Annotated in this window: 15 protein-coding genes; 8 read left to right on the forward strand and 7 right to left on the reverse strand. The window is 45.8% G+C overall.

Features of this window, described 5'->3' with window-relative positions:
- Position 1: 1 nt before the first annotated feature.
- The 4 genes from galM to galE all read right to left on the reverse strand — a co-directional run bounded on the left by galM (position 2) and on the right by galE (position 4,457).
- The gene (gene galM, locus AC6R16_RS04205; RefSeq protein WP_500673702.1) at positions 2-1,060 is read right to left on the reverse strand and encodes a galactose-1-epimerase; all 1,059 of its coding nucleotides are present in this window, start codon (positions 1,058-1,060) and stop codon (positions 2-4) included.
- 8 nt (positions 1,061-1,068) lie between these two features.
- On the reverse strand, positions 1,069-2,223 hold the full coding sequence (galK, locus tag AC6R16_RS04210; RefSeq protein WP_500673694.1) for a galactokinase: 1,155 nt from the start codon (positions 2,221-2,223) through the stop codon (positions 1,069-1,071).
- Between the two features lie 97 nt (positions 2,224-2,320).
- The gene (locus AC6R16_RS04215; RefSeq protein ID WP_500673695.1) at positions 2,321-3,373 is read right to left on the reverse strand and encodes a UDP-glucose--hexose-1-phosphate uridylyltransferase; all 1,053 of its coding nucleotides are present in this window, start codon (positions 3,371-3,373) and stop codon (positions 2,321-2,323) included.
- 64 nt (positions 3,374-3,437) lie between these two features.
- The gene (galE, locus tag AC6R16_RS04220) at positions 3,438-4,457 is read right to left on the reverse strand and encodes a UDP-glucose 4-epimerase GalE (protein ID WP_500639406.1); all 1,020 of its coding nucleotides are present in this window, start codon (positions 4,455-4,457) and stop codon (positions 3,438-3,440) included.
- 351 nt (positions 4,458-4,808) lie between these two features.
- Here galE and ebgR point away from each other — a divergent pair, with 351 nt between their 5' ends.
- The 4 genes from ebgR (at position 4,809) to AC6R16_RS04240 (ending at position 11,267) form a co-directional block, all read left to right on the forward strand.
- Positions 4,809-5,795 carry a transcriptional regulator EbgR gene (ebgR, locus tag AC6R16_RS04225; RefSeq protein WP_500639405.1) on the forward strand — a complete coding sequence of 329 codons (987 nt, stop codon included), beginning with the start codon at positions 4,809-4,811 and terminating at the stop codon, positions 5,793-5,795.
- A 303-nt stretch (positions 5,796-6,098) separates the two neighbouring features.
- Positions 6,099-9,188, forward strand: a complete 3,090-nt coding sequence (gene ebgA / locus AC6R16_RS04230) for a beta-galactosidase subunit alpha (protein WP_500639404.1) — start codon at positions 6,099-6,101, stop codon at positions 9,186-9,188.
- A gap of 3 nt (positions 9,189-9,191) precedes the next feature.
- Positions 9,192-9,644, forward strand: a complete 453-nt coding sequence (locus tag AC6R16_RS04235; RefSeq protein ID WP_500639403.1) for a beta-galactosidase subunit beta — start codon at positions 9,192-9,194, stop codon at positions 9,642-9,644.
- Between the two features lie 195 nt (positions 9,645-9,839).
- Positions 9,840-11,267 carry an amino acid permease gene (locus tag AC6R16_RS04240; RefSeq protein WP_500639402.1) on the forward strand — a complete coding sequence of 476 codons (1,428 nt, stop codon included), beginning with the start codon at positions 9,840-9,842 and terminating at the stop codon, positions 11,265-11,267.
- Between the two features lie 63 nt (positions 11,268-11,330).
- On the opposite strand, the gene AC6R16_RS04245 is transcribed toward AC6R16_RS04240, so the two are convergent.
- Complete coding sequence (locus tag AC6R16_RS04245; protein WP_500639401.1) at positions 11,331-11,942, reverse strand: TetR/AcrR family transcriptional regulator; 612 nt, start codon at positions 11,940-11,942, stop codon at positions 11,331-11,333.
- 149 nt (positions 11,943-12,091) lie between these two features.
- On the opposite strand from AC6R16_RS04245, the gene AC6R16_RS04250 reads away from it, so the two are divergent.
- The gene (locus AC6R16_RS04250) at positions 12,092-13,108 is read left to right on the forward strand and encodes an MBL fold metallo-hydrolase (RefSeq protein WP_500673696.1); all 1,017 of its coding nucleotides are present in this window, start codon (positions 12,092-12,094) and stop codon (positions 13,106-13,108) included.
- Between the two features lie 49 nt (positions 13,109-13,157).
- Entirely contained in the window at positions 13,158-13,496 is a 339-nt protein-coding gene (locus AC6R16_RS04255) for a DUF5329 family protein (RefSeq protein WP_500639399.1), read from the forward strand.
- Here AC6R16_RS04255 and AC6R16_RS04260 read toward each other — a convergent pair.
- Positions 13,474-13,629: a hypothetical protein gene (locus AC6R16_RS04260; protein WP_500639398.1), complete on the reverse strand. Its 156-nt coding sequence runs from the start codon at positions 13,627-13,629 to the stop codon at positions 13,474-13,476. The genes AC6R16_RS04255 and AC6R16_RS04260 overlap by 23 nt on opposite strands.
- A 52-nt stretch (positions 13,630-13,681) precedes the next feature.
- On the opposite strand from AC6R16_RS04260, the gene AC6R16_RS04265 reads away from it, so the two are divergent.
- Positions 13,682-14,590 (forward strand): DMT family transporter, encoded by a 909-nt coding sequence (locus tag AC6R16_RS04265; protein ID WP_500639397.1) that lies wholly within the window; start codon positions 13,682-13,684, stop codon positions 14,588-14,590.
- On the opposite strand, the gene AC6R16_RS04270 is transcribed toward AC6R16_RS04265, so the two are convergent.
- Positions 14,541-15,254: a helix-turn-helix domain-containing protein gene (locus AC6R16_RS04270; RefSeq protein WP_500639396.1), complete on the reverse strand. Its 714-nt coding sequence runs from the start codon at positions 15,252-15,254 to the stop codon at positions 14,541-14,543. The genes AC6R16_RS04265 and AC6R16_RS04270 overlap by 50 nt on opposite strands.
- A 241-nt stretch (positions 15,255-15,495) precedes the next feature.
- Between AC6R16_RS04270 and ygjK the strand changes: the two genes are divergently transcribed.
- Entirely contained in the window at positions 15,496-17,877 is a 2,382-nt protein-coding gene (gene ygjK, locus AC6R16_RS04275) for an alpha-glucosidase (protein ID WP_500639395.1), read from the forward strand.
- The last annotated feature ends 10 nt before the right edge of the window (positions 17,878-17,887 follow it).

The following is a 17,887-nucleotide window of genomic DNA, read 5'->3' on the forward strand; positions in this document are numbered from 1 at the left end:
ATTAGAAAGCAAATTGATAGGTGGTTTTATACCTGTATTCCTGTTCTGGGTAGAGAATACAACTTGGTTGCTGCCATTCTGGGTGGTTAGGCGAATCAGGTAAAAATTGGGTTTCCAATGCTACGCCTGCGTAGTCTGCATATTCTTCCCCATCGCGCGCTGGGGTTCCTGCTAACCAATTACCAGTATAAAGCTGCATTGCGGGCTTATCGGTTAACACTCGCATAGTCACTAAGCTGTCTTCACTAACTAGGCTGGCAACAGGTAATGTTAGGTCGCGATTTGGCTCAAACCAATAGCTGTGATCATAGCCTTTCGCCGCTTGCTGTTGTTTGTCTTGCAGCAAGTCTTGCGTGATGCTTTTTGCCACGCGAAAGTCGAATCCAGTGCCACTCACACTTTCCAGCTCACCGAGTGGAATCCCCACATCGCTGGTTGGCAAATAGTAATCCGAACAAACATTCAAAGTATGATGGCGCGCGTCTAACTCGCTGCCCGCTCCATTGAGATTAAAGTAGGCATGATTCGTCAGATTGACTGGCGTTGCTTTGTCGGTGTGAGCAAAGTATTCAATCGAGACGCTGCCGTCGTTATCGAGCTGATAAGTGACAGAGACACTTAGATTACCGGGGAAGCCTTGGTCACCATCTGGAGATTGGAGACTAAAAGTCAACCTTTGAGCGCTTTGCTCGACAATTTCCCAGCGCAGCTTATCAAAGCCAGTGACGCCACCATGTAAGCAATTGCCCGCTTGATTCGTCACCAATTGAACTTGCTGACCTTCGAGATCAAAAAGACCATTGGCAATGCGGTTTGCATAGCGACCAACCGTTACCCCCATGTAACTTTGTTGGCACTCAAAGTCAGCCATAGCCCCTACACCAAGCAAGACTTCGCGCTGCTCCCCGCACGCCAAAGGTAAACGACAACTGAGCCACGTAGCTCCGATGTCCATCAACACAATGCTAACCCCTCTAGCATTGGTCAATTCAATTAACTGAGCAGGATGCCCATCATAGGCAGACTGCTTAGTCATACTCTCAAAAAGAGGATGAGTCATCATTTAAGTTACTCCACCACACCCGCGCCATGTTTAGCTTGGCACACGTAGATAGACTCTTTAAGTCCAGTCGCAGCTTGATATTGTGCTGCAACCGCCGCTTTTACTGGCTCGACAAGTTCAGGTGGCATAACCGCAACAATACAACCACCAAAACCGCCTCCTGTCATACGAACGCCACCTTGCTCACCGATCACTTGTTTAACGATCTCAACTAAGGTGTCGATCTCTTTGACTGTGATTTCAAAGTCGTCACGCATAGAGGCATGGGACTGTGCCATCAACTCTCCGATGCGCTTCATGTCGTGATTACGCAACGCATCAGCCGCTTCGACCGTTCTGTCGTTCTCGCTGATCACATGGCGCGCTCGCTTTGCTACTAACTCATCTAATTCAGACGCCTTAGCAATGAACTGCTCAATAGTGACATCACGCAACGCTTTTACACCAAAGATGCGAGCCGCTTCTTCACATTGCTCACGGCGAGTGTTGTATTCGCTATCGACCAATCCACGCTTTTTGTTCGAGTTAATGATCACCACTGACATGTTTTCAGGCATTGAAACCGCCTGCGTTTCTAGGCTACGACAATCAAGCAGCATTGCGTGGTTCTCTTTACCTTCAGCAGAAATCATCTGGTCCATAATGCCGCAGTTACATCCGACAAATTCGTTCTCAGCTTGCTGACCATTAAGAGCGATCTCAGCCTGAGATATTTCTAGGTTATAAAGCACCTTAAATGTCTGACCAATCACCACTTCAAGCGCTGCTGATGAGCTTAGCCCTGCGCCTTGAGGAACGTTACCGCTGACAGAAATATCCGCGCCACTAAACTCATAACCGCGTGCGATAAGGTACTTCACTACACCACGGATGTAGTTCGACCACATTTTGTCTTGCTGAAAGGTGATCTCTTGGCTGATATCAAACTCATCAAGCTCATTGCCATAATCAACCGAGACGACACGGACTATGTTGTCGTCACGCTTAGCTGCTGCAACGACAGTTTGGTAATCAATGGCACATGGCAGAACAAAACCATCATTGTAGTCGGTATGCTCACCGATCAAATTAACGCGCCCCGGTGCTTGGACAATGTGGCTTGGTGCATAGCCTAGCGCTTGTTGAAAAGAAGTTTTTACGTTTTGGATTAGATCAGACATAGTAAATTCTCAAACTGTTTAATTCTCTAATAGCGGCTCAATCTAAAACCACGATTATGACGCCTCTTAAATACCTGCAACTTAAATAAGACAGAGGCTACTGTTCTTTGTAGTGAATATCGCTCAAATCACGCAGACGCTGCGCGGCTTGCTCTGCGGTTAAATCACGCTGACTTTCTGCCAGCATTTCGTATCCCACCATAAATTTACGAACCGTTGCGCTGCGCAGCAGTGGCGGATAGAAGAGTGCGTGTAGTTGCCAATGTTCAATATCCGTACCCTGTTCAAAGAAAGGTGCGTAGTGCCAACCCATTGAGTAAGGGAAAGAGCATTGGAATAAGTTGTCATAACGACTGGTGAGTTTTTTGATTGCCACAGCCAAATCATCACGCTGGTTTTCTGTCAGCTCACTCATACGGCGAATATGCGTTTTCGGTAGTAGCATGGTCTCAAATGGCCAAGCCGCCCAGTAGGGGACTAGTGCTACCCAGTGTTCGGTCTCCACTACAATACGCTCGCCATCTTTCAATTCAGCTTGAACATAATCGACCAGTAAATTGGTGCCCTTTTCTTGATAGTAAGCTTTTAGATTTTGCTCTTTGCGCTCAATTTCATTGGGTAGAAAACTGTTCACCCAAATCTGACCATGCGGATGCGGCTGAGAGCAGCCCATGGCTTCGCCCTTGTTCTCAAACGCTTGCACCCATACATAGTCTTTACCTAGTTCTTCAATTTGTTCGTTCCAGGTATCGATCACGCCACGAATTTTTTCAACGGCAAGCTCAGGTAAAGTTTTGCTGTGATCTGGAGAGAAACAGATAACCCGGCTCAACCCTGTTACACCCTGAGTTTTAAACAATGGATTTTCTGATTCGGGCGCCTCTGGTGAGTCAGTCATCAAAGCAGCAAAATCATTGTTAAATACATAAGTGCCTTGGTAATCAGGGTTCACATCACCAGAAATACGCTCATTCGTCGGGCATAAAAAACACTTACCGTCATAGCTTGGCAAATCAGCAGTAGCAGGAGTTTCATCCGCCCCACTCCATGGACGTTTAGCGCGATGCGGTGAAACTAAAATCCACTGCCCTGTCAGCGGGTTGTAGCGGCGGTGTGGATGATCAACTGGGTTAAACTCAATACTCGACATATTACTTACTCAACTTTTAAAAATACCTTTGTGCATTCGCCAATGAAATTGGAGTGCAACCTTGTTACGCAGGGGAATAGCCGTTTGGGTTTTCTGATTGCCAGCGCCATGTATCAGCCGTCATTTCATCGACACTGCGAGTGGCTTTCCAAGCTAAATCTCGCTGCGCTTTATCTGTACTCGCCCAACATTCAGCAATATCCCCTAGGCGACGTGGACAGATTTCGTAAGGAATAGGCGCACCACAAGCTGCACCAAATGCATTCACCATCTCAAGCACACTGGAACCTTTACCCGTACCTAGGTTGTAAACATGTAAGCCCGCTTTATCCCCAACAGATTTTAGCGCTGCAATATGACCATCGGCCAAGTCCATCACATGAATATAGTCACGAACTCCAGTGCCATCTGGTGTTGGGTAGTCATCCCCAAATACCGCTAAAGATTCGCGTCGTCCCACTGCAACTTGAGCAATGAAAGGCATTAAATTGTTTGGAATACCTTGCGGGTCTTCACCCATGGTGCCTGATGGATGGGCCCCCACCGGATTGAAATAGCGTAGTAGCGTGATGCTCCAATCACTCTCTGCATTGAAGAGATCACTCAAACACTGCTCGACCATATATTTGCTGCGACCATAGGGGTTGGTTGTGGCCCCTGTTGGAGAGTCTTCAGTAATTGGCACAGTTTGCGGGTCGCCATACACGGTTGCTGAAGAGCTGAACACAATGCTTTTCACGCCAGCTTTACGCATACAACGCGCCAAGACCAAGGTGCCGTTAACATTGTTATCGTAGTACTCAAGTGGTTTTGTCACCGATTCACCGACCGCTTTAAGTCCAGCGAAATGAATAACGGCGTCGATGTCATGCTGCGCAAACACAGTGTCTAGAAACGCCTCGTCTCGGATATCGCCCATATGAAACTTTGGCTGTTTACCCGTTAACCCTTCAACGCGGCTCAACACTTGTTGTTTTGAGTTAGCTAGATTGTCTACGATAATTGGTTCCATCCCTGCTTCAATCATTTGAACGCAGGTATGACTGCCGATGTATCCCATCCCACCTGTGACTAGAACTTTCACTGTTTGCTCTCCAGATAATCTTGAGCACTAAATACTCAATACTTGATGTTGGAAAAAGTCTACCAATCAAACCGCATACAGATCCGTGATCAAATTCGCATTGTGTAAACGTTTCCACAAAATCATTCATTAGAAGAGGGAAGATATTAGGCAGAAAATGATTTTAACGCTGGGCTTAAAATCCCTTTTAACCCCTGTTTTTATTGGTTTTCTAGCTAACCATCTCTGCAGCTTTACACTCAGGGCAAAGCTGACAACAATTTTTACTAAAAATTAGTACTTCATCAGTGTGTTTGTTTACAATAGAGACCAATAGTTAGATTGCCCGCTCAAAAAGGGATGTAAGAACACATGGCAACACTAAAAGATATTGCAACTGAGGCAGGCGTTTCTTTAGCGACGGTTTCGCGAGTCTTAAACGATGATCCGACACTCAGTGTGAAAGAAGAAACCAAGCACCGCATTCTGGAAATTGCAGAAAAGTTAGAATACAAAACCAGTAGCTCAAAACGTGCTGGACTGGGGAAAAAGCACAATCACCACTTTCTTGCTGTCTACAACTACAAGCAAGAAGCAGAAGTGAATGACCCTTATTATCTGTCGATTCGCCATGGTATTGAGACCCAATGTGACAAATTAGGCATCGAGCTAACTAACTGTTATAACAATGAAATCTATCTTGAAGGCAATAAGGTTACTGGTGTCCTTTTAGTTGGTCGCAGTCATCCAAATGTTTTATCTGAAGTCCAAAAACTCACCGATAATATCTGTTATGTCGATTTCAGTGACGCGAACTGTGAATATGATTCGGTAGACATCGACCTCGTGCGCATTAGCAAAGAAATCACCGACTTTTTCATCGCTCAAGACTATCAACGTATCGGTTTCATCGGCGGTCAAGACGAACCGAATAGTGCCGATATTCGTGAAATTGCCTTTGCAGAATATGGGCAGTTAAAAGGTGTTGTCTCTCTAGATGATATCTACCGCGGCGATTTTACCAGTTCGTCAGGATATGATTTAGCTAAGGAAATGCTCGCTAAACCGGACTACCCTAACGCACTTTTTATTGCATCTGATTCAATTGCGATTGGTGTATTGCGTGCGATTCATGAACACGGCCTTAATATCCCACAAGACATTTCACTGATTAGTGTTAACGATATTCCAACCGCAAAGTTCACCTTCCCCTCTCTTTCAACAGTAAGAATTCACTCTGAAATGATGGGAATTCAGGGAGTTAACTTGCTGATCGAAAAAGCGCGCGATGGACGAGCGCTCCCTTTGCAAGTTTACGTCCCAAGTAAACTCAAGCTGCGAGACACTACCAAGAAGTAGTTCCCACTGCTAATTACTCACATAAAGCGCTGATTTTCAGCGCTTTTTTATTACCTCCCTTTCTCTACCCCAGCGCTTAGTGGTTAGCTTCTACACATTTACTGTTCAATATTCACTCTTTTAAACAGATCACAGCTTTCAGACAATTCAGTCAATAAATCGTGATCAAGTTAAAGTAAAACGTTTTCACAAATTTATTTTAGTAAAACTTTTACTAATATCTTTCCCAGATGCTCAATGAGCAATTATTTCATTACAACGTCGGCATGATCATTCGATCGTTTTAGCCGAGGGAGAGTAAACGTGAACAACTGGGAAAACTTCCTACATCTGCATGAGAACCGTATGGCACCACGTGCTTACTTCTTCTCTTATGACTCAGTGAAAACAGCTCAAACCTTCCAACGCGAACTCAGCAGCCGCTTTATGCTTCTGAGCGGTCAATGGAACTTTAACTTCTTCACTAACCCTCTGTTGGTTCCTGAAGAGTTCTATTCACAAAAGATGACCCAATGGGGCCAAATTACAGTTCCGAACATGTGGCAAATGGAAGGCCACGGCGACCTTCAGTACACCGACGAAGGTTTCCCGTTCCCAATTGATGTGCCGTTCGTGCCAACCGATAACCCAACCGGTGCTTACCAACGCACCTTCACCCTAGGTGAGAGCTGGGATAACAAGCAAACGATCATTAAATTTGACGGCGTTGAAACCTACTTCGAAGTGTATGTAAACGGTAAGTATGCAGGCTTTAGTAAAGGCAGCCGCTTAACCGCTGAATTTGATATTTCTCAGTTCGTTCAGCAAGGTGAAAACCTACTGTCAGTGCGCGTTATGCAGTGGGCAGACTCTACTTATATCGAAGACCAAGACATGTGGTGGACTGCGGGGATCTTCCGTGATGTTTACCTAGTCGGTAAAGAGCAAGTTCACGTACAGGACTTCACCGTTCGCACGGATTTCGCCGAAGATTACCGCGCAGCAACCCTTTCTTGCCAAGTAGAACTGGAAAACTTATCTGCCCTCCAAACTTCGGGCTACGCGCTTGACTATGCACTAATGGATAAAGATCAGGTTGTCGCACAAGGCTCTTGCAGAAACCTGACTATCGATACCACTACACAAGCTCGCTTTGAGATTGAAATGGATGCACCAATCCACTGGACGGCAGAAAATCCTTATCTTTACCAACTGATTCTGATCTTAAAAGACAACCTAGGCAAAACCGTGGAAGTCATTCCGCAACGAGTAGGTTTTCGTGACATTAAGGTGCGCGATGGTCTGTTCTACATCAATAACCAGTATGTGATGCTGCATGGCGTTAACCGTCATGACAACGATCATCTGAAAGGTCGCGCTGTCGGAATGGAGCGTGTAGAAAAAGACTTAGTCTTGATGAAACAGCACAACATCAACTCTGTACGTACTGCTCACTACCCGAACGACCCACGCTTCTACGAACTGTGTGATATTTACGGCCTGTTTGTGATGGCAGAAACGGATGTAGAAACCCACGGTTTTGCTAACGTTGGCGATCTCAGCCGAATCACTAACGACGCAGCATGGGAAGCGGTATTTGTTGATCGAGCAGAACGTCATGTTCATGCCCAAAAAAACCACCCTTCAATCATTATGTGGTCGCTAGGCAATGAGTCTGGCTATGGCTGCAATATTCGTTCGATGTATGAGGCGACCAAAGCGATTGATGACACTCGCCTAGTGCATTACGAAGAAGACCGAGATGCTGAAGTGGTCGACGTGATTTCAACCATGTATTCCCGTGCTCAACTGATGAACTACTTTGGTGAGTTTCCTCACGAGAAGCCACGCATTATCTGTGAATACGCCCACGCAATGGGGAATGGCCCAGGCGGTTTAACTGAGTACCAAAATGTGTTCTACCAACATGATCACATTCAAGGCCACTACGTTTGGGAATGGTGTGATCACGGCATTTTAGCTCGTGATGAAAAAGGCCAATCCTTCTACAAATACGGCGGTGATTACGGTGACTACCCGAACAATTACAACTTCTGTATGGATGGTTTGATTTATCCAGATCAAACGCCTGGTCCGGGGCTTAAAGAGTACAAGCAAGTGATTGCGCCAGTGAAAATCCGCGCTATGGATGAGCAAGCAGGCAAGTTCATTGTTGAAAACAAACTCTGGTTTAGCGACCTCAATGATTACACCATCACCGCAGATATTCGCGCTGAAGGTGAAACACTACGCAGCGTTCAGTTCAAAGTGGAACAGCTTAGCGCGAACTCAGCGCGTGAAATTAATATCGCCATCCCTGAACTTGATGAACGTGAAGTCTTCATTAACTTCACGGTACGCAAAGATACGCGCACTCTGTACAGCGCCGCAAACCATGAGATAGCTATTTACCAATACCAGCTCAAACAAAGCACGGCGATAGAACCAAGCTTCATTAATCAAAATGCGACACCACTTAACGTTGAAGAGAGCCGCCTTAACTACCTGATCTCAGGTAATAACTTTGCGCTTAACTTCTCGAAAGTGAATGGCAAGCTGACCTCTTGGATTGTCAATGGCGAAGAGCTGATTCAATCAGAACCTAAACTGAACTTCTTTAAGCCGATGATCGATAACCATAAACAAGAGCACGAAGGTCTGTGGGAACCCGCTCACCTGCAAATCATGCAAGAGCATTTCCGCACCCTTCACCTTGAGCATCTTGATGGAAAAGTAGAGATCACCGCCACCAGCATCATTGCGCCGCCCGTGTTTGATTTTGGTATGCGCTGCGAATACCGCTACCAAGTGAGTGCTGACGGCCAATTAAACCTAGAACTGAGCGGTGAACGTTACGGCGACTACCCTCATGTCATTCCAGTTATCGGCCTAGATCTTGGTATCAACGGCGAGTTTGACCAAGTGAAATACTACGGTCGTGGCCCTGAAGAAAACTATCAAGATAGCAAGCAGGCAAACCTGATTGATGTTTACCACAGCACAGTTGCCGACATGTTTGAGAACTACCCATTCCCTCAGAACAACGGCAATCGCCAACAGGTTCGCTGGGCGGCGTTAACCAACCGCAATGGTACCGGTTTGTTAGTGAAACCTGAGCAAGAGATCAACTTCAGCGCTTGGTTCTACACCAATCAAAACCTACATCAAGCACAGCACACGATTGAGCTAGAAAAGAGCGGTTATATCACCCTCAACTTAGACCATAAATTGATGGGGCTTGGCTCAAACTCTTGGGGTAGCGAAGTGCTCGACTCTTACCGAGTATATATGGATGAGTTCCGCTACGGGCTGACACTCGTTCCGCTACAAACGGGAGATTGCAGTGCACAGACAATGGCACAGCACCGCTTTGAACAAGGTTTCTTTACTTCAACTACAGCAAATGAGGCATAACCCATGATCGTGTTAGAGAGCTTAGCGCAATTCAAAGTCGTTTACCGCGATGGCCGCAAGTGGAACCGCTGTATAGAAGCGATTGAAAACATAGCCAATATCAAAGATGGCGTCATGCATTCAATTGGAGATTCATTGGTTTACATGGTTGAAGATGGCGTTGCTCGTCATACCGAGACCTTTGAAGGTAACCGACGCTACTTCGATGTTCATTACTACATAGAAGGAAGAGAAACCGTCGAATTCGCTGAAAAATCTCAGCTTGAGCGCGCCGATAAGTACCGTGATGAAACGGATCGAGAATATTTCTATGGTCAAGGTGCGACACGTGAACTCACAGAAGGCCAAGTTGCCATCTTCGACAACAACAATGCCTACCGTTTCCACGGAAATAACCGAGTTCGAAAAGTGGTGCTTAAAGTGACCATCGAAGACGGCTATTTCCTGAATAAATAAATACAACTTACAGGGTCAGCACAACTGACCCAAACAATAACGACTACAACCCCTGAGGTACTAAAGTCACAAAAGCCAGTGACAGCGCTGGACTCTAACGCGGCATAGCCTACTATTCGCGCAGGATGATAGAACGCTCAATAGCAGTGTGACTTTTAGTACCAAAGGAATTGACGTGATTCATCGGAGGACTCTATGTCTGAATCTATGCGTGGCACCATTGGCAAGTTTGCCCTGCTGTCGATGACCTTTGCGGCGGTATTTAACGTCCGTAACATCGTAAACAACAACATTGAATTAGGCTTAAGTTCAGCGCCTATTTTCTTACTCGCAACCATCGTTTACTTCATTCCTTTTGTGTTCATTATTGCCGAGTTTGTTTCGGCCAATAAGAACTCAGAGTCCGGTATGTATGACTGGCTGAAACAACCGTTAGGCACTAAAGCCGCATACTTAGGTTCTTTCTTATACTGGTTTGTAAACCTGTTCTGGTTTGTCTCCCTATTACCCAACGTTATTGCTTACGCCTCATACGCTATGCTCGGCTATGAGTACACCTTCTCACCTATGGTGACATCGATTATTTCGATTGTTCTCTTTGCTGCGGCGACTCATATCTCAACTAAAGGTGCGAGCTGGCTGGGTAAGATTTCAGAGATTGTGGCATACGGCGTCTTTGCTCTGTTCGCTATTTACGTCCTTGGCGCGTTAATGGCGTTAGGCGGTGGTGAATACACACCAGCTGAACCGATTACCTTAGAAGCGATGAGCCCAACAATTAACTGGGCAACCTTAGGCATTATGTGTTGGATCTTCCAAGCAGCCGGTGGTGCAGAAACCGCAGCCGCTTACCTCAAAGATGTCAAAGGTGGTCAGAAAGCCTTTATCAAGGTGATCATCATGGCAGGTGTTCTGATCGGTGCTATGTATGCGCTTGGCTCACTACTGGTTAACGTTTTTGTCCCTCGCGAAGACCTCACTTACGCAGGTGGTATGGTCGAAATCTTTACCGGTATGGCTCAGTACTTCGAGGTTTCTACCTTAGTGGTTGGCCGCTTTGTTGGGATCATTCTCTTTATCGCAATGTTTGGCTCTATGATGATGTGGACAGCGGCTCCAGTGAAAATCCACTTCTCGGAGATTCCAAAAGGCGTCTACGGTGAGAAAACCACTGAGCTTAATGAGCACGGTGTGCCAGTTCGCGCAGCTTGGTGGCAGTTTGCCTTCGTCGTCGTGATGTTGGTTGTGAATGGCTTTGGTTCAGAATCCGTGCAAGACATGATGAACCAAGCAATCAACTTGACCGCTGGTACTGCGATGCTACCGCCAATCTTTATCATGGCTGCTTACTTCATCTTCCGCCTAAAACATGATGATACGCCACGTGATTTCCGTATGGGCTCACGCAAGTTTGGTATGGGTGTGGTGTCGGTATTGATCACCATCTTTGTGGTAAGTATGACTGCATCAGCCTTCCCGACAGGCGTTGATTTAGTACGTGCCTTCTTCATCAACGTCTTTATGACCGCGGTATTCTCTGGCCTTGCATGGTGGTGGATCTCTCGATTCGAGAAAAAACAGGCAAGCAAAGAGGTAAAGTTACACACAGCTAAACAAGCCTAGGGTCTGTTGAACATTGTAAAATTAAAGTCCTTACCATAATGGTAAGGGCTTTTTAATATGTCGCTAAGCGCGGTACTGACTCATAAACAAACGGGTGCTTTGCTCTGCCAATACCCTCGCCTCTTGCTTGGTCAGCGAAGGTTTCATTCCCAGAACCTGAGGCCAGAAGGCACTGCCTTTAACTAAGCTGTGCAACTGGGTACTCGCCACAACCACGTCCTCAATAATGAGCGTCTTCTGCTCCTTCTGCTCAATTAGCCAACGAAACAGCGCAGTCTCTTGCTTTGCCATCTTCGCTTCTTGCTCTTTAAGCTCATCCGGCTTATGGAAGAAGTAGCTCAAAGCCACTTTAGCTAGATCAACATAGTGAGGTTCTGTCACAACATTAATCTCGCTTTCAAGCAGTGCGATAAGCTGCTGCTCTAATGTCAGTTCAGCAAGCCCCGCTATTTCATGTTCAGCCATTGAAGTGCGCCATAACTCCGCCAGCAGTTCCATGACAATCGCTTCTTTAGATTCAAAGTGGTTGTAAACCGTTCGCTTAGAAACCTCAGCCATCGCAGATAGCTTATCCATACTGGTATTTTGCACACCAAATTCCTGAAAAGCCTGCTTTGCCGCAACCAATATCGCCTCACGTTTGATTTCGCTACGACCTTTTTTTCTAACTTTCATAGAGTTAACGATCCTACCTCATTCTGCTGAGATCTATTTTACACCAAGTAGTTTACTTTAAAAGCAAAGTATGTAAACTACACCGTACAGTTTACTTTAGGATAGTCACTATGAAACGCACATTGTTAGCTACTGTAGGAGCGATAATTATGACCACCTCTATCATCTCTTGTTCTAGTTCAGATAAAGCAGCGGGTAAGCAATACCCAGAGAAGTTTGCCAACACTGAGCTTGAATACAAAAGCGGCTTTGGTGACATCCTGAAGATCGCAAAAGCCTATTTCACGACTGAGCGCCTTAACCCAACGCCAAGCTTTGATTTGCCCGTCCATGCGATGACAACGGAGCAACTTGCCAATGAACAGCAAGATGTTCTCTATCGCTTAGGCCATTCAAGTATCGCGATGAAGATCGATCAGCAGCTCATCCTGACAGATCCTGTGTTTAGTGACCGAGCATCTCCCGTACAATGGGCTGGGCCAAAGCGCTTCCATCAGCCGCCTATATCGCTACAAGAGCTACCAAGTATTGACGCCGTTCTGATCAGTCATGACCATTATGATCATCTCGACAAAACGTCGGTCAAAACACTGACCGAAAAAGTCACGGTATTTATTGTGCCGCTGAAGATTGGTCAAACCTTGAGAGAATGGGATGTTCCTGAAGAGAAGATAGTTGAGCTTAATTGGTGGGAGTCCCATGTGCACAATGGCGTGGAATATGTGCTGACTCCAACCCAACACTTCTCCGGACGTGGACTGACTGATCGCGACGGCACTTTATGGGGAAGCTGGGTGATTAACGGTCAGCAGAATAAAGTCTTCTTTAGTGGTGACTCTGGCTACTTCTCAGGATTTAAAGAGATTGGTGATAAATACGGACCATTTGATTTCACCATGATAGAAACTGGAGCTTACAATAGCTTATGGGCGGACATCCATATGTTCCCTGAGCAAAGTGTTCAGGCGCACATTGATCTTAAAGGTAAGGTGATGATGCCAATTCACAACGGTACCTTTGATCTCGCTATGCACGATTGGAACGAACCAATGCAGCAAGCGATGGAGATTAGTGAAAAGCGCGGTGTCACCATGGTCAGTCCTGAATTTGGACAACGTGTTGAACTCAACGAGCCACTAGAACTCAAACCTTGGTGGAACCTATAAGGACGAACAGGGTAAGTGATCGAGGCCAAATACGGATTAAGGGGAAGTGATGAAACGGTTGTATCTCGTCATAGTGTTAGCGATGTCGGCTACTTCTGCAGCTGCCAGCATTCAAAATGATGTAGACAGTTTAATCAGCAAGATTGAGCAATCATCCTGTACTTTTTATCGAAACGGCAAAGCCTATACCCCGACTGAAGCCGCTGAGCACATTAAAAATAAATGGGACTATGCCCAAGATGAGGTCAAAGATATCGAGACCTTCATTAACGAAGTTGCCTCTAAAAGCTGGTTCACAGGTAAACCTTATATGGTCGAATGTGGCACACAACAAATTACAAGTCAGCAATGGTTACTTCAGCTCGCTAAAAGCGACACCACTCAATAATATCATTAGCACTAAAAGCACCCATGCGGTGCTTTTTCTTTTCCTTGCTCTCACCAACTTCGACCTCTAGGAACAGAAAACCGTCCGATGGGATCAGTTGTTCCGATTTAGCCAAGCTATAGTAACTATCCATGTAGGTGGCCACCGCATCATTCTCTATAGTTGAATTTATAAGGTTAAATCTGATGATTAAATTAGATTCCCTCGCTCCAATCCTATTCCTAGTGATGTGGAGCAGTGGTGCGGTTATTGTAAAACTTGGATTACAGTTCTCTTCCGAATGGAGCTTTCTGGCAATACGTGCGGTGATCTCTTTTGTCAGTGTCAGCGTCATTTGTTTGCTTGCTAAATCACTGTTCAATACTCAATTTCATAAACCTAGCAGGGAAGAGTTGAAAACCGTCTTGTCGGTCGGTTTGTTGTTACAGGTGTTCTATCTCACTTTCTATATTCTGGCGATAGCAACAGGCATGTCTCCTGGCTTAGTAACATTGGTTTTAGGTATCCAACCTTTGATAACCCCCTTACTTGGCAAGCAAAAAATCGGGGCGCGTAAATTTATCTTACTGGGTGTTGGTTTCGCAGGACTCACTATCGCGATTGCTGGTGCGCAAAGCCTTGATAGCATTCAATGGGCTGGAATACTGTTTTCCGTCTTAGCGCTCCTCTCCCTCACAATAGGCACTATCAAGCAAACCAAGGTGACGATGAATTCATTTCAAGCCATGTGGTATCAATGTGTTTTATCGAGCCTTGTGTTTATCGCGCTTAGCATGGGCACTGAAGGCTATATTGATTGGCAGCCAGAGCTTGTTTTCTCAGTGTTATGGATGAGTTTGGTGGTTTCCGTCGGGGCACTCTTACTGCTGATGTACATGGTAAAACGGGACAGCTCAGATAAAGTCAGCGTACTGTTTTACGCAATCCCCATGCTGACCTATCTGTTTGACCACCTGCTGTTCGGTACAGTGTTAACGCTTTTGACTATGCTAGGAATGGCTATCGTCGCCATTTGCATTGTTTTGTATCGTTGTCAGCCGAGACTCAATCGTGGGCGCGATAAGCTTTCGGTGGCAAACCAAAATAACCACTAAAACTACGCGTAAAGGAAGATGGATTACTAAAGCCCACTTCCTCAGCAATCCGGCTGATCGGCATATCGGTGTTGATCAGCAAAGTACGCGCTTTTTCCATACGTAACTTAGCTAGATACTTAAGTGGGGAAAGCTGTACTTCTTTGCTAAATAGGTGTTTAAACTGAGTCGCACTTAAGCAGGCAACCTGAGCGAGCTCGTCAATTGAGTGATTCTTAGCGATGTCTTGATGAAGGTACTGGATACTGTTTTTGATCCTCATATCCATTTTGCTACTGGAACACTGGCGAGCTAATAGTTCAAACAGGAGCGACAACATGTTCTCTTCCAACTCACCGGAAATGTCTTGCTCAAGCTGCTTCTCAATAAAACTAATATACTGATGCGTTGCTTCATCGAGTGCCAGAATTGGATGCTCTAGTCCTAGTAATTGACTTGGTAGCTCATTGACATCAATCACCAAAAAGCGAAAGTCCTCACGAGCACGAAACTCATGGTAGCAACCGGATAAAATCACCACACAATCACCATAAGAGACTGTCGCCGCCTGCCCATCTAACGTCAAATCAATATAGCCGCGTAAAGGCAGCAACACCTGATGATGGCTATGACGATGTCCATTCGAGGAGCGGCTATAAGCTCGCACTGTTATCTTACCACTCAAAGCTTCTTCCTGAATTTAAACAAGTGAATACTCACTCTATCACACTCATCAAGAATCAATCGATGGCAAATTCTATAGCTACCTTCTGTTGTCATTCCAATAACTAACTGGACAAATGCAAAATAAAGTAAAACTTTACTAAATAAAGATCACATATTAACTAAAGATTATTTAACCCCAACCAATAGGGTCGATAGAATCACCTCAAACAAACTTCAGGTCGCTGACCGAGGATAATTACATGACCCTACGAAAAACTTTAATCGCTGTTGCTGTTGGTTCTGCTGTCGCTCTCTCTGGCTGCGGCTCTATATCCGATTCAAACAACGCAGATCTGCAAGCTGCTCAATTCAAAAATGTCATCGACCGCACTGGTTCTCCAGAGTATATGCGTGATTATGACTTTGACGACCACCAACGATTCAATCCATTCTTTGACAATGGCGCTTGGCATGGTCATCTACTTCCTGATCATCAAGAGGGGATGGGAGGTTTTCCAGGCACGGCATTGCTGACCGAAGAATACATCAATTTCATGGCCAATAATTTTGACCGTTTAACTGTGTACAAAAATGGCCAGAAAGTTGAGTTCAACATGGAGGCTTACAGTCTTCCTGGCGCACTCGTCCAAAAGCTTTCATCTGACGATGTGCAAATTGAAATGACTTTACGCTTCGCGACTAATCGCACTTCGTTGCTAGAAACTAAAATCACGTCAGACAGCCCACTCGATCTGGTTTGGGATGGAGAGTTGCTTGAAAAATACCACGCCAAACAAGGCATCGCGCAATCCGACAAAACCATCGATCAAGCTTATCCTGAATATGATCGTCAGATCGTAAAAACCGATGACGGCCTCAAGGTAACCTTTGGCAAAGTTCGTGAGACATGGACATTGTTAACTTCGGGTGAATCTGAATACCAAATCCATAAATCAATCCCAATGGAGACAAAGATCTACGGACATAAGTTTGTTTCCAAAGCACAGGTTCCTGGGTCGACAACACTCTATACCACATACACACATGTACTGACTGAGAAAGAAAATCAGGCTGAACAGAGCAAGATCCAAGATGTATTCGCCCACCCACAGCAATATTTACAGGCTTCGGCTCAACGTTGGGAAGACTATTTAGAAAAAGGTCTGAGCAACCCAAATGCTACACCAGCACAAGAGCGCGTCGCGGTCAAAGCAATGGAAACGTTGAATGGTAACTGGCGTGGAGTCGCTGGTGCGATGAAGTTTGACTCTGTCACTCCGTCGGTTACCGCCCGATGGTTCTCCGGTAATCAAACTTGGCCTTGGGACACATGGAAACAAGCCTATGCGATGGCGCATTTCAATCCAGATGTGGCGAAAGACAATATTCGCGCGATGTTCGCTTATCAAATCCAAGCTGACGATCCGGTGCGACCGTGGGATGAAGGCTATGTACCAGATTTGCTAGCTTACAACTTAAGCCCAGAGCGCGGCGGTGACGGTGGTAACTGGAATGAGCGTAACACGAAGCCGAGTTTAGCCGCATGGGCCGTAATGGAAGTGTACAAAACGACTGGTGATAAAGCTTGGCTAGAAGAGATGTATCCAAAACTGGTTGCTTACCACAATTGGTGGCTACGTAATCGTGATAACAATGGTAATGGCGTACCTGAATATGGCGCCGCCCGTGATAAAGCCCACAATACCCCAGACGGTCAGATGCTGTTTACTGTCACTCGTGGTAACAAAGAGCAAACCTTTACCGGGCTCGATCAATATCAAGCAATCATCGCCAATGGCCAATATGACCATATTGAAATCCCAGCCCAAACAGCTGCTTCATGGGAATCTGGCCGAGACGATGCGGCAGTATTTGGCTTTATTGATAAAGAGCAGCTAGACAAGTATGTAGCCCAAGGGGGTAAGCGTGGTGACTGGGATGTACAGTTTGCTCAAAACCGAGCGAAAGACGGCACCTTACTTGGCTACTCTTTGCTGCAAGAATCCGTCGATCAGGCTAGCTATATGTTTAGCGATAACCAATACCTAGCTGGCATGGCAGACATACTTGGTAAAGCGGAAGAAGCCAAACAGTTTCGCGCTAAAGCAGATCATCTAGCTAACTACATCAACACTTGTATGTTCGATGAAAGCACTGGCTATTTCTACGATATTCGCATTGAAAACAAACCACTTACCAACGGATGTGCGGGCAAACCTATCGTCGAACGTGGCAAAGGCCCAGAAGGCTGGTCGCCACTGTTTAATGGCGCGGCAACCCAAGAGCACGCAGATGCCGTGGTCAAAGTGATGAAAGACAACAATGAGTTCAACACCTATGTTCCACTAGGAACAGCAGCGTTATCCAACCCTGCTTTTGGTCCAGATATTTATTGGCGTGGCCGCGTATGGGTCGATCAGTTCTACTTTGGCCTTAAGGGGATGGAGAAGTATGGCTACCGCGACGATGCGGTTGAAATGGCGAAAGCCTTCTTTAGCCACGCTGATGGCTTAGTGGAAGATGGCCCAATCAGAGAAAACTATAGCCCGCTAACCGGTGCTCAGCAGGGTGCTCCAAATTTCTCTTGGAGTGCAGCGCACCTGTATATGCTCTACAACGATTTCTTTACTGACAGTCAGTAAACTTAAAGGG

Source organism: Vibrio sp. R10-SG3-ISO10, from assembly GCF_059834185.1.

Coding starts and splice junctions, on each gene's coding strand:
- galM (WP_500673702.1), bottom strand. CDS start 1,060: ATGACTCATCCTCTTTTTGAGAGTATGACTAAGCAGTCTGCCTATGAT.
- galK (WP_500673694.1), bottom strand. CDS start 2,223: ATGTCTGATCTAATCCAAAACGTAAAAACTTCTTTTCAACAAGCGCTA.
- AC6R16_RS04215 (WP_500673695.1), bottom strand. CDS start 3,373: ATGTCGAGTATTGAGTTTAACCCAGTTGATCATCCACACCGCCGCTAC.
- ebgR (WP_500639405.1), top strand. CDS start 4,809: ATGGCAACACTAAAAGATATTGCAACTGAGGCAGGCGTTTCTTTAGCG.
- AC6R16_RS04235 (WP_500639403.1), top strand. CDS start 9,192: ATGATCGTGTTAGAGAGCTTAGCGCAATTCAAAGTCGTTTACCGCGAT.
- AC6R16_RS04240 (WP_500639402.1), top strand. CDS start 9,840: ATGTCTGAATCTATGCGTGGCACCATTGGCAAGTTTGCCCTGCTGTCG.
- AC6R16_RS04245 (WP_500639401.1), bottom strand. CDS start 11,942: ATGAAAGTTAGAAAAAAAGGTCGTAGCGAAATCAAACGTGAGGCGATA.
- AC6R16_RS04250 (WP_500673696.1), top strand. CDS start 12,092: ATGACCACCTCTATCATCTCTTGTTCTAGTTCAGATAAAGCAGCGGGT.
- AC6R16_RS04255 (WP_500639399.1), top strand. CDS start 13,158: ATGAAACGGTTGTATCTCGTCATAGTGTTAGCGATGTCGGCTACTTCT.
- AC6R16_RS04260 (WP_500639398.1), bottom strand. CDS start 13,629: ATGGATAGTTACTATAGCTTGGCTAAATCGGAACAACTGATCCCATCG.
- AC6R16_RS04265 (WP_500639397.1), top strand. CDS start 13,682: ATGATTAAATTAGATTCCCTCGCTCCAATCCTATTCCTAGTGATGTGG.
- ygjK (WP_500639395.1), top strand. CDS start 15,496: ATGACCCTACGAAAAACTTTAATCGCTGTTGCTGTTGGTTCTGCTGTC.